At 65.2% G+C, this 12,984-nt stretch carries 7 protein-coding genes and 1 riboswitch; of the genes, 2 read left to right on the top strand and 5 right to left on the bottom strand.

Annotated elements, in window-relative coordinates:
• The first annotated feature begins 26 nt into the window (after positions 1-26).
• Positions 27-1,148 (top strand): HDOD domain-containing protein, encoded by a 1,122-nt coding sequence (locus QZ853_RS09720; protein WP_295572425.1) that lies wholly within the window; start codon positions 27-29, stop codon positions 1,146-1,148.
• A gap of 152 nt (positions 1,149-1,300) precedes the next feature.
• On the opposite strand, the gene QZ853_RS09715 is transcribed toward QZ853_RS09720, so the two are convergent.
• The 5 genes from QZ853_RS09715 to thiC all read right to left on the bottom strand — a co-directional run bounded on the left by QZ853_RS09715 (position 1,301) and on the right by thiC (position 10,552).
• Positions 1,301-4,264, bottom strand: a complete 2,964-nt coding sequence (locus QZ853_RS09715; protein ID WP_295572422.1) for a TonB-dependent receptor — start codon at positions 4,262-4,264, stop codon at positions 1,301-1,303.
• 49 nt (positions 4,265-4,313) lie between these two features.
• Positions 4,314-5,213: a helix-turn-helix transcriptional regulator gene (locus tag QZ853_RS09710; protein ID WP_295572419.1), complete on the bottom strand. Its 900-nt coding sequence runs from the start codon at positions 5,211-5,213 to the stop codon at positions 4,314-4,316.
• 114 nt (positions 5,214-5,327) lie between these two features.
• Positions 5,328-7,652, bottom strand: coding sequence for a winged helix-turn-helix domain-containing protein (locus QZ853_RS09705; RefSeq protein WP_295572417.1), 2,325 nt, complete (start codon positions 7,650-7,652; stop codon positions 5,328-5,330).
• 268 nt (positions 7,653-7,920) lie between these two features.
• The gene (locus QZ853_RS09700; RefSeq protein WP_295572415.1) at positions 7,921-8,592 is read right to left on the bottom strand and encodes an ion channel; all 672 of its coding nucleotides are present in this window, start codon (positions 8,590-8,592) and stop codon (positions 7,921-7,923) included.
• Between the two features lie 115 nt (positions 8,593-8,707).
• Entirely contained in the window at positions 8,708-10,552 is a 1,845-nt protein-coding gene (gene thiC, locus QZ853_RS09695) for a phosphomethylpyrimidine synthase ThiC (protein WP_295572413.1), read from the bottom strand.
• An 81-nt stretch (positions 10,553-10,633) separates the two neighbouring features.
• A riboswitch (TPP riboswitch) is annotated at positions 10,634-10,735 on the bottom strand.
• Positions 10,736-10,992: 257 nt separating this feature from the next.
• Between thiC and QZ853_RS09690 the strand changes: the two genes are divergently transcribed.
• Positions 10,993-12,570, top strand: a complete 1,578-nt coding sequence (locus QZ853_RS09690; RefSeq protein WP_295572411.1) for a BCCT family transporter — start codon at positions 10,993-10,995, stop codon at positions 12,568-12,570.
• The last annotated feature ends 414 nt before the right edge of the window (positions 12,571-12,984 follow it).

Raw genomic sequence — 12,984 nt, 5'->3', positions numbered from 1 at the left:
CGTCGAGACAGCCAGGGGAATGTGTCGTGCGTATTCTGCTTGTAGGGGATGCAGCCAGCCTGCCGGCTGAGCTGACCGAATTCATTGCCGATCTTGGGGAAGACTGGCAGCCGCTGACCGCCACCGATGGCCACACCGCGATGACTGCGGTGGCCACCCAGGGCGTGGACGCGGTGATTGTCTGCCCGCAGCTGCCGGACCTCAATGCCACCACGCTGCTGGGCCAGATCCGGACGCTGCGTCCGGAAACCATCCGCATCGCGCTGGTCGACGCCCAGCATGGCAACCGGCCACCACCGGCTCGCCTCATTGGTGTTGCCCATCGCTTCCTGCCGTTGCCGCTGGCACCGGAAGTGCTACTGGAAGCACTGACCAGCCTGGAAGAGCTGCGCGAAGTGCTGGACAGCCCGCGCCTGCGCGACGCCATCGGTCGCATCGAAAAACTGCCATCACCGCCGCACCTGTACCTGAGCCTGACCCAGGCGCTGGAACACGATGACGATGCCGATAGTGCCGACGTCGCCAAGCTGGTCGCCGCCGATCCGGCGATCGCCGCCAAGGTGCTGCAGCTGTCGAACTCGGCGTTCTTCAGCCAGGGCCGTACCATCGCTGACCTGCGCACTGCGGTGACCCGATTGGGCCTGGCCACGCTGCGCGACTTGGTGCTGGCCAGTGAGGTGTTCTCGGCACCGACGCTGTCGACCGCCGAGCGCAATTCGCTGCAGCAGCGTGCCCTGCTCGCTTCGCGCCTGGCTGCGCGCCTGCTGCCGGAATCGAGTGCCGAACTGGGTGCGACCGCGGCCCTGCTGGCCGACATCGGCCTGCTGTTGCCGGGCGTACGCAACGAGCGCAGCGAACCGGCGCTGGACGGCGACCTCCGCCCCGGCCACGCCGAAGCCGGTGCCTACCTGCTGGGCCTGTGGGGCCTGCCGATGCCGATCATCGAAGCGGTGGCATTCCATCTGCAACCGCAGCGCGCCAGTACCCGCAGCTTCTGGGTGACCGGTGCGGTGCACGTGGCACTGGCGCTGGTCAATGGCGATCCGGTGGATGAGGACTACCTGCAGCGCGCGGGCGTGCTCAACAAGCTGCCGCAATGGCGCGAGCACGCCAATAGCCTGATGGGGCTTGCGCCGAGCGAGGCATGAAGCCGGCGCGCGCACCACATGCAATGAAGAACGGGCCGCACGGCCCGTTTTTTTTGCTGCGACGACACAGCACGCAGAAAGTCTACTGACGGAAAGAAAGAGGGCGGGCCTTGCGGCCCGCCCTCCTGGTCCTGCCTTCAGGCTTCGATGGATCAGAAGCGCTGGTTGTACTGGATGAACAGGAAGCGATCGTAATCCAGCATCGGGTCCAGCTGTGCGGCGCTGGCGTTGGTCACCGCGTAGGTGATCGGCGGGGTCTTGCCGAACACGTTGCGGGCACCGACGGTCACGCTGCCGTTCCACGGAGCCTGCCAGGTGGCCGAGATGTCGTGATAGACGATCGCGCCCTTCTTGTTGGCACCCAGGCCACCGCTCCAGCCACCGTTCTCGGTGTAGTAATCCGGCTGGTTGCACTCCAGGCCATTTTCCTGGTCGTAGCAGAAGTCGCGGAAGCCACCGTAGTAGCGCATGGTCCAGGTGGCCGACAGGTCGCCCTTGGTCCAGGTGCTGGCCAGGGTGCCGCGGACGCGCGGGTAGTTCCAGTAGCCTGCGTAGTCATCCCATGCAGCACCCTTGGTGGCCTGCTGACGGAAGCTGGTCAGGTAATTGGTGTCCAGGTTGAACGACAGGGTACCGAAGCTGTACTCCGGCAGGCGGTAGCGGACGCCGAAGTTGTAGCCTTCGGTTTCCAGCGAGCCCAGGTTCGCGTTGCCGCGGCTCAGGCCGGTGACCTGCTGGCCGTTGGCGACGTCGCCACGGCTGTACTGGTCACAGAAGGCCTGCACGCCGTTCTGGTAGCACTGGTTCAGCACATAGTTCGCCGACAGCGCGGTGATCACGTTGTCCACGGTGATCTTGTACCAGTCCAGCGAGACGTTCAGGCCGCTGACGAAGCTCGGGCTCCAGACCAGGCCCGCGGTACGGGTCTTGCTGGTTTCCGGCTGCAGCTTGTCGTTGCCCACGCCCGAGTTGAACGGGTTGTTGCCCTGGGTGTCACGGGCAGTGATCGGACGACCCGCAGCGTCGGTCTGACGGAAGTCGGACGCCAGGCCTTCGGCGCCGCAACGTGCAGCGACGGCCGGGTTGCTGCGCTGGCCGAACACGGCATCGCACGGATCGGTGAACTTGTCGAAGGTCTGCGAACCGCCACCGAAGGTGTCGTCCAGGGTCGGGGCACGGAAGCCTTCGCCGTAGGTGGCACGCACCAGCAGGTCGTCGATCGGCTTCCAGGTCACGCTGAACTTGCTGTTGAGCGTGTTGCCGAACTTGTCGTAGTCCGAGTAGCGGCTGGCGACATCCAGCGACAGCTCCTTCGCACCCGGCAGGTCACGCAGCAGCGGGACCATCAGTTCCAGGTAGAACTCGTTGGTCTTGTACTTGCCTTCGGTCGGGCGTGCAGCCAGCTCGGTGGTGTAACCCGAGGAGGACAGCGCGTCCGGGTGGTCGTAGCCCGACACTTCGCGGTGCTCGTAACCGGCAGCGAAGGCGAACTCGCCTGCATTGCCCGGCATGTCGAACAGCGAACCGGTGATGTTGGCGAAGTACTGCTTGCTCTTGCTCTGGCCGGTCGAGTTCAGCAGAGTGTTGATGTACTTCAGCGCGTCCGGGTTCGCGGCGCTGGCGCCGCCCAGCAGGTCGAACGGGATGCAGCTGCCCGGGCTGGTGCCCAGCGCGATCGGGTTGGCAGCGGTGCCGCACTGGGCAACGCCGTTGGCGTTGATGAACGACGGGCCGAGGGCGTTCTTCAGTGCCAGCAGGTTGATGTTGCCCGAGCTGGTCTGGGTGACGTCATACTGGTTGTAGTTGATGCCCACATCCCAGTCGAACGGACGGTTGTTGAAGTCGAAGTTGCCTTCCAGGGCCGCGTCGAAGTGCAGCGACTTGACGTTGTTCTCGGTGACGCGCGGCAGTTCGAAGATGCGACGGCCCCAGCCGGCAATGTCAACACCGGCGCCATTGGTGGCCAGGTTGCCCAGCGGGTTGTAGATGCTGTCCTTGCTGATCACCACCGGGAACTGCGGCTGCGAGGTGCCGGTCAGCGGGTAGCCGGCGATCTGGCGCTTGGAGTCACGCTCGGAGTACATCGCCGTCGACTTCAAACGCAGGTTGTCGTTGATGTCGTAGCTGGCCGAGGTGAACATGGTCTTCGACTCAGCGCCCTGGTTCAGCATCATCTGCTGGGAGGCGTTGTAGTAGTCGTCGAGACCGATCAGGTGGTAGTTGTTGAAGTTGTTGGAGGCTTCACCAACGCCGACCGGGGTATCCCAGGAACCGGTGTGGTTGACCACCCAGGTATTCGGTACCCACTTGCCAGCCTTGTTGTAGGAGCCTGCACCGGCGGTGCCTTCGGCACGCGGATCGGTGAAGCGGCCCCACGGACCTGCCGGGCTCAGGCCGTCTTCCTTGTGACCCTGGCCATAGGTGTACTGGGTCAGGCCACGATCCTTGGCCCACACCGGATCTTCCTTGATGTAGTTCGCACCGAACACGATCGAGGAACGCTCGCCGGTGGCACCCAGGGTCAGGCTGTACTGGGTCTTGGCGCCGTCGCCGTGGCTGTTCTGGCCGTAGTAGGCGCTGGCCTCGGCGCCGTCGAAGTTCTTGCGCAGGATGATGTTGACCACGCCGGAGATGGCGTCGGAACCGTAGATCGCCGAGGCGCCGTCCTTCAGGACTTCAATGCGCTCGATCAGCGAGGTCGGGATGGTCGACATGTCAGTGAAGCCGGCCAGGCTGGAGCTCCAGCGCTTGCCGTTGACCAGCACCAGCGTGCGCTGCTCACCCAGGTTGTACAGGCTGACGTACTGGCCGCCCTGTTCCGGGTTGGACGCCAGCACGGCCGCCTTGCTGAAGGTCTGGGTGCCTGCCACGGACAGGTTCTGCAGCAGGTCGCCGACGCTGACCAGGCCCGAACGCTGGATGTCCTCATGGCTTACGGTGAGGACCGGCTGGGAGGTTTCCACATCCACCGAGCGGATGCGGGAGCCGGTGACTTCCAGGCGATCAAGGGTGGTCGGGGCACTGGCTTCCTGTGCGGAAGCAAATGCCGGTGCCAGCGCCAGCGCAATGCCGGCGGGCAGCAGGCCCAGCCGCACGGCAGGGGTGCGAACGTTCATCAATCTCTCCAAGGTACGTGTTAGTAGCGTGTTAAAACGCTCCAGCACGTTACGATTGCGTTGCGATGCTGTATTTGCGCGACCCAACCGGAGACTTTGCAGAGTGTGGCGGGAGCAATCCGCCGTTCTCCCTGAACCTGGAAGCCGACTGCCCGTAACGGGCGCGGAAGGCCCGTGCGAAGCTGCAGCAGTTGTCGAAACCGCTGGCGGCAGCGACCTCACCCACCATCATGTCGGTGTCACGCAGCAGATCGGCCGCGCGTTCGAGGCGCAACCGTGCTGAAAGCGACTGCGGGCTTTCTTCATACAGGCTCTGGAAGGTCTTGGAGAGGTACCAGCTGGAGAAGTTGGTCAGTTCGGCCAGCTCGCCGATGCGCACCACGCGGTGGCTGTTGCCCTCCAGATAGAGGCGGGCACGCTGCATGCGGCCGAAGACCTGGCGCTTGCGGCTGCGCGAACGGCCCGGGCAACGCTGCACGTTGTCGGCCAGATCGCGTTGCAGGCCCGCCAGATGCAGCAGCAGAGGACGCAGGGCCTGCGCAGGCAGACCGCTGGCAAGCGCATCGCGCCACAGGCGCAGCGCCACGCGTGCGTCGTTGCGGTTCATGCGACCGCGCCCCGCGTACAGGCCGCAATCGGCCATCTCGGTCAGCACCCGCAACGCTTCCGCATTCAGGCTGAGGCCGACGCACAACCCGTTACGCCCTGCCTGGACCAGTGGGCGTGACTCCTTCTCGAAGGCGATCCACTCGCCGTGACGCAGACGGAAGCGTCCTTCCTTGGCCTCCACCCAGGAATTGCCGCGCACCTGCAGCCAGACCGTAAAGCTGTTGCCCGCAGTCTGCAGGCTGCCCAGCCGGGCGACGCCCAAACAGGTAGGCGCGACATCATCGATCGCCTTGTCGAGGGAGACGGTTTGGCCACGATCGGCCAGCGAGAGTTGACGCATGGAGCACCACGGGTTTGCCAGATACAGGCTTCCGTTTTGCCTAATCAGGCGTGAATCCGTCAGGAAAAACCGCCGAGATCGCCACGAATTCGCGGCGAGAACCGCACGAAGAAATTACGAATGAATATTTCTCTTCAGGATCAAAGACTTGAGAAATGCCGGAAACAGGGCCGGAGCGGTCTTCGGCAACTGCATGACGCCGATGTCTGCACCGTCACTGACCGCCAGCGCCATGTACAGGTCGCTGCCGTCGGCACTGGCACTGATGCCATTGCCTGCACTCAGGCGCTGCCGGTCCAGGCACCGTTCCGGGGCTTCGACGCCGGCCTGGATGTGAACGAGCGTGGTGCCGCAGGCGGTAGAGGTGCCGAGATAGCCGACGCCATCGGTGCCGGCCACGGTCCAGGTGCGGTAGCGCCAGCGGCTGGGCAGGTCTTCACTGACCTGCTGCACGCTGGCCGGTGACAGCCTCGCGTCCACCGACCACAGCCCGCCGGCCGCCAGGCGGGTGAACAACACCCGGCCAGCGCCGCGGTCGAACCGCGCCTGCGACACTCCGTCGATGCTGGCGAGGCGCCGCCAGGGCGTCACGCTGCGGTCGAACAGGCTCAGCCGGGTCCGTTGCTCCGCGTCGCGTTCCACCACCAGCAGCTGCTCCGGGGTGGCGCCGTACAGGGCCTGCAGCGGTTGCTCAACCGGAACCGGCAACGGCTGCAGCCGCTCGTCACGCGGTGCGATCTCGTAGACCACGGTGCGGCCATGCTCATCACGTCCGACCACCAGCAACTGGCGGCTGTCGGCCGACCAGTCCGGCGCTTGCCGCCCTTCGGGGCGGAGGCCCTCGATCGGCCGCAGCGAATCCGGCCGCTCCATGTCGGCCCACCACAGCGCGAAACTGCCGGAACGGTCCGAGGTGAAGACCAGCTGGCGTCCGTCAGGCGCCGCCATCGGCTGTCCGTCGCGCCCGCTGGAGGCAAACAACCGTTCGGCAGCGCCCCCGGCCATCGGTACCTTGAACACGCCGAACTGGGCGCGGCGATGCACGAACGCCAACACATCGCCATGGCGTGACACCGCCGGCCATTGCGCATCATCGAGGCCGGCGTCACGCAGCGTGCGCCGCTCGACATCCAGGTAGTACAAGCGCACTTCGCTGTCGACGCGCCGGCCGAACACGATGCTGCGGCCATCGCCCAGCCAAGCCCAGCCGCGTTGTTCGGCGGCTTCGTTGGTCAGCTGCTCCAGCGGGCCGCCGCCTGCCGGCATCCGCCACAGATCGCCCATCTGTGGATTGCGCACGAACACCAGCCACTTGCCGTCGGGCGAATAGCGCGGCGCGTAGTCGAAGTCATTCGCATCGACCGCGTAATCCAGCGCGCGCCACTGGCCGCTGCCCAGGTCGAGCACACGGATGCCGCGGTGCGCATAGCGCCCGACCATGCTGCCGAACACCAGGCCGCGGCCGTCCGGTGTCCAGTCGAAACTGAGCAGCTCGGTGCCGTCACAGCGGGTGGCCTGTCGCACGCCGCCGCCGGTGGCGCTGGCGATCAGCACCTGGCAACCGCCATCGGCACTGAAACGGGCGAAAGCGATCTCGCGCCCGTCCGGCGACCAGCTCGGGAAGCGGTCACTGGCGCCCTTCGGCGGCAGTGCCAACTGCCGGGCTGGCGCATTGCCCGAGGTCTGCACCTTGATGGCGCCCCCGCCGGCACCGTCCTCATTGGCGCCTTCATAGGCGACCTGGGAGCCGTCGGGAGAAAGTGTGGGGTACGTCTCAAAACCACTGGTCGCGGTGATCAGGCGATACGGCCGTTGCGGGCTGCCGATCACCCGCACGCCATTCTCCACCGCCGCATCCACAGCCGAACTCGGCTCAGGCGTTCGGCGCAGCAGCAGCGCGGCCATCACCACCAAGGCCGCCAACATGACCACACCCAGCACCCACAGCAGATGGCGGCGCACCTGGCGCCAGCCACGCCGGCGCGACGGGGTCATCGGCAGAGGCGCGATCGGGATCGCGCTGGCAGCGGCCAGCGGCGGCATCACCTCGGCCAGCGTCTCCGCCTCCAGCGGCGGCTCCAGCTCATCCAGCACCTGCACCGGTACCAGCAGCCGATAGCCACTCTTGGCGATGGTCTCGATGTAGGGCTGGCCGTTGTCGTCGTCGTTGGCAAAGGCCTTGCGTAGCTGGGTAACGGCCTGCGTGAGCACATCATTGGTGGGCAGCGTGTCCGGCCAGACCTCGGCAAACAGCTCTTCGCGGGTGACCACTCGCCCCGGCTGGCGCATCAGCACCCGCAGCACGCCCAGCGCTTTCGGCGTCAGACGGCGAGGACGACGCGCACCCTCGACCTCGACCTCTCGCGAGGACAAGGTAATGACGCAGTCGCCGACCTGGATGCGGTCGGCCTCGAGGGGCGTGACTTCGCTGCTGTTCATTTTCCGCTATACAGTAGGGACGGGACCTGGGCAGGGTTCACCAGCAATACCGTCCCCACCGTCCCTGGACAGGGTCATCGAAAAGCCAGATTCCGCACAAAGCATCGGCGCATACCGCAAAAACACTAACGCCTACGGATATTAGCCTAAGCCGGTTACCCCGCCTATGTCGGGTCGACACTCAGGCTCTCTCTCGCCGACGCATTCACATAATCTGCATCACTATTCGCGCCCTTTTGGGCGCGAAATTTTTATCTGGCGTTCATTTTCACATGCGCCGAAGCATCGTCAAACCGACCAGTCGCGACACGACAAGGCCGATATACATGACGCCCGCGAACTGCTCGAGCATGACCAACGCCCGTGCCTGTGGGTGCAGCGGCACGACGTCGCTCAGTCCGACACCGGACAGCAAGCTGAAGCTCAGATAAAGCAGCTCCATCCAACTGCGCTGAGGTTCGCCGCCGGTGCCGTGGAAACTGCCCGGATACCACTGCTGGCAGACCGAAAATGCGAACGCGAACGCCCACGCCAGCAGGGTGAAGGTCGCGCCAGCAGCGAACAGCTCATCGCGGGTGACTTTATGGTCCTGCAGCATATAGGCGATCAACGCGCCCGCCGTGTAGAAGTACAGCAGGCTCTCCAGCAGCTGCGCGGTGGTCAGCCATGCGCTGCGGTCCAGCAGCGCGCCGGCCAGCGAGAACACCACCGAGGGGATGGCCAGCAGCAATGCCAGCCAGGTGCCCAACGGACTGCGCTGCACCACCCACAACGCCAGGCCGAGTACCGCCATGCCGAACATGCCCAGCGCCGCACGGCCACCGGCGGTGTCATCGAGCGCCGGGTACAACAGCACCGCCAGCAGTTGCGCCCCCAGCAGCCAGGCCGAGGGATGGCGGCGGGCGATCGCCAGCCAGCGGGTGGTCAAGGCGATGGGCATGGGGTCCTTTCCGCTGGGCGATGATCGGAGCATAGCGGGTAGCGCCGGGCCACGCCCGGCGTCTTTCCCGCGCCGCTGCACCCGCCGGGCATGGCCCGACGCTACCGGTGCGGCATCACCCCTGGTGGTACACCTCGGCGCCGGCGGCGCGGAACTCCTCCGACTTCTCCTTCATGCCCGCCTCGGCGTAGTCGCGCACATCCTGGGTGATCTTCATCGAACAGAAGTGCGGGCCGCACATCGAACAGAAGTGGGCCAGCTTGTGCGCGTCCTTCGGCAGCGTCTCATCGTGAAATTCCTTGGCCTTCTCGGGGTCCAGCCCGAGATGGAACTGGTCCTCCCAGCGGAACTCGAAGCGCGCCTTGCTCAGCGCGTTGTCGCGCACCTGTGCACCGGGGTGGCCCTTGGCCAGGTCAGCGGCATGCGCGGCGATGCGATAAGCCATGATGCCGTCGCGCACGTCCTGGCGATTGGGCAGGCCCAGGTGCTCTTTCGGCGTTACGTAGCAGAGCATGGCGGTGCCGAACCAGCCGATCATCGCCGCACCGATCGCACTGGTGATGTGGTCGTAGCCCGGCGCGATGTCGGTAGTCAGCGGGCCCAGCGTGTAGAACGGCGCTTCGCCGCACTCGCGCAGCTGCTTGTCCATGTTTTCCTTGATCAGCTGCATCGGCACGTGGCCGGGGCCTTCGATCATGGTCTGCACCTCGTGCTTCCAGGCGATCCTGGTCAGCTCGCCCAGTGTCTCCAGTTCACCGAACTGCGCTGCATCATTGGCATCGGCGATGCATCCCGGACGCAGGCCATCGCCCAGCGAGAAGGTCACGTCGTAGGCTTTCATGATCTGGCAGATCTCTTCGAAATGCGTGTAGAGGAAATTCTCCTTGTGGTGCGCCAGACACCACTTGGCCATGATCGAACCACCGCGGCTGACGATGCCGGTCACGCGCTTGGCGGTGAGCGGTACGTAGCGCAGCAGCACACCGGCATGGATGGTGAAGTAGTCCACGCCCTGCTCGGCCTGTTCGATCAGGGTGTCGCGGAAGATCTCCCAGGTCAGCGCCTCGGCGCGGCCATCGACCTTTTCCAGCGCCTGGTAGATCGGCACGGTGCCGATCGCCACCGGCGAGTTGCGCACGATCCATTCGCGCGTCTCGTGGATGTGCTTGCCGGTGGACAGATCCATCACCGTGTCACCGCCCCAACGGATCGCCCATACCAGCTTTTCCACTTCCTCGGCGATGCCGGAGGACACCGCGCTGTTGCCGATGTTGGCGTTGATCTTGGTGAGGAAGTTGCGGCCGATGATCATCGGCTCGCTTTCCGGATGGTTGATGTTGTTGGGCAGCACGGCACGGCCGCGGGCGATCTCGTCGCGCACGAACTCGGGGGTGATGATCTTCTGGATCGACGCACCGAAGGCTTCACCCGGATGCTGCTGCAGCAGGCTGGCATCGCGGATCGCTTCCAGGCGCTGGTTCTCGCGGATGGCGACGAATTCCATCTCCGGGGTGATGATGCCGCGCCGCGCATAGTGCATCTGGGTGACGTTGGCACCGGCGCGCGCGCGGCGCGGCAGGGTGCGCGCGGGGAAGCGCACGGCATCAAGCTTCGGATCGTGCTCGCGGCCGCGACCGAACGACGAACTGAGGCTGTCGAGCTGTTCGGTATCGCCGCGTTCCTCGACCCACGCACGGCGCAATGCAGGCAGGCCGGCCGACAGGTCGATGCGCACCTCCGGATCGGTGTACGGGCCCGAGGTGTCGTAGACGGTGACCGGTGCATTCTCTTCGCCGCCGAACAGCGTGGGCGTGCGGGTCAGCGCGATCTCGCGCATCGGCACCTGCAGGTCCGGGCGTGAGCCGGGCACATGGATCTTGCGCGAGCCGGGAATGGGCCGGGTCACGGATTCGGAGAGTTGCTGGGCCTGTTGCTGCAGGGCGGAGAGCTGTGCGTTCATCGGGCATCGTCCAGGAAGGTCAGGGACGAAGCGGCGGCGCACTGCCCCCCGCGCGGACGCTCCTTGGGCGGAGTCCGGGCATGGCTGCATTGCAAAGCTTCCCTACGCCGGTATGAGCCGGATCAGGTTCCAAGGGACTGTCTCAACCGTGGCCAGATGGCCGCGGTACCCCCGCTTCTTGGTACGCATTAGAGCATAGAAGACACTGAATTCCCCCACCGCTCATCCACGCATGGCGTGGACCTACTGAACAACCGCAGGGCCGGCGTTAACAGAACCATGACGCCGCGTTCAGTAACGTGCACGCCCATCGCGTCGCTGAGATCGATGCGTCCCTCGCCGCCTCCGCGGCCCCTGCCCGGTTCGCGCTGCATGACGCCGGCCCTTTGCTGCAAGCTCTGCTCGCTCCCCTCAATCCCCTTGATCGGAGAAGCTCCTTCATGGTGTTTCGCGTTTCCATCGCACTGGTTCTGCTGCTGGTGCTGCTGGCCGGCATCGCGCCCGGCCCTTTCAATACCGTTGTGCAGTCCATGCTGGCGGAGGTCATCCGAAGTGTCGGCTGGCTGTACCTGCTGGTGGTATTCCTGGCGCTGGTGTTCCTGATGTACCTGGCCTTCGGCCGCTTCGGCAACCTGCGCATCGGCGGCGAGGACGCCGAACCCGAATTCTCGCGCGCCAGCTGGATGTCGATGCTGTTTGCCGCCGGCATGGGCATTGGCCTGGTGTTCTGGGGTGCGGCCGAGCCGATCTCGCATTTCAGCAAGCCACCGGAAGGACTGGCGCCGCAAAGCATGGACGCCGCGCGCGCCTCGATGCGCTACGCCTTCTTTCACTGGGGCCTGCACCCGTGGGCGATCTATGCGCTGATCGGCCTGGCGATGGCATGGTTCCAGTTCAACCGCAATGGCCGCGGACTGGTCAGCGACATGCTGCAGCCGATCATCGGCCGCCACCATCGCGGCTGGATCGGGCGCGTGGTCAACATTGCCGCGGTGGTTGCCACCGCGATCGGTGTCGCCACCACGCTCGGCTTCGGCACCATCCAGATTGCCGCCGGTATCGAACGCGTCTTCAGCATGCAGGCCACCGTCGCAGTGCAGATGATCATCATTGCCGTTGCCTTCGTGCTGTACATGGCCTCCACCGCCAGTGGCGTGGAACGCGGAGTGAAATGGCTGTCCAATTTCAACCTGGCATTGGCCGCGCTGCTGGCGGCGACCCTGCTGGTGCTGGGGCCGACCGGATTCATCTTCGATACGTTCACTACCACGCTGGGTTCCTACCTCAACCAGCTGGTGACGATGAGCCTGCGCATGTCACCGTTCTCCGGCAGCACGTGGGTGGCGGACTGGACGATCTTCTACTGGGCTTGGTGGATCTCGTGGGCACCGTTCGTGGGATCGTTCATTGCGCGCATCTCGCGTGGCCGCAGCGTGCGCGAGTTCGTGATCGGCGTAGTGCTCGCCCCGACACTGCTGGGCTTCCTCTGGTTCGCGGTGTTCGGCGGCACCGCGCTGTGGGCACAGATCTTCGGCCACGCCGACCTGGTGCAGGCGTTGGGCAATGGCTATGAGACGGTGCTGTTCACCCTGTTCGACAGCATGCCGCTGCCGCTGTTGCTGTCGTGCATCGCGCTGGTGCTGCTCATGATCTTCTTCGTGACCTCGGCCGATTCAGCGGTACTGGTGCTGGCCAGCATGTCCACCGACGAGGCCGGCGATCCACCGTTGAAGCGCAAGCTGGCCTGGGGTATCGCGGTGGCCCTGATCGCAGCCGCCCTGCTGCTGGCGGGTGGACTGGATGCGCTGCAGGGGATGATCACGATCGCGGCATTGCCGTTCGCGTTGCTGATGGTGCTGGTGATGGTGTCGCTGCACCGGGTGCTGGACCAGGAATACACGCGCGAGCGGCTGCAGGCGCAGCGCCAGCGGCACATGATCGATGCGTGGATCGCGCGCGAGATGGCGGCGCAGGAAGAGACCCAGGCGGAGGCGGCGCGCGCGCAGGATCGGGATTGAGGGTGTTTTGCAGCCTGCGGCTGCACCGCTTTTTCAGGCAAGTGCAAGTTCAAAAGCCAGAGCGGCTCTGGGTTACTACTTGGCTTGGCGGGAAGGGGCAGATGGCGGGACACGCCGCAAGTATGTCCGTGTAGGCTCGTCCACGGCATCCATGCCGTGGACGGTCCCGCCATCTGCCCCTCCCCGCCTCCGACAGTTTTCCGGTGACGGTTGGTTCGCCACGCCATGCGTGGATGTGGCGTATCGGAAAACAAGAGGGGGTCGGATCCGTTTTCCTTCGGAAAACGGATCCGACCCCAACTCACAGCGCGCGGCTGTTGCTGTTGCCTTTGCTTTTGATCTTCTTCTTTCTCTTCCGTGGTTGACGCGCACGGAAATTTTCGGGGGGCGTGCGGGTGGGAGTGGCGGGGGTAT

Origin of the sequence: uncultured Stenotrophomonas sp. (genome assembly GCF_913778665.1) — a bacterium.
Lineage (GTDB): Bacteria > Pseudomonadota > Gammaproteobacteria > Xanthomonadales > Xanthomonadaceae > Stenotrophomonas.
The sequence above is the reverse complement of the archived record's forward strand: the minus strand, read 5'-3'. Positions and strand labels throughout refer to the sequence as shown.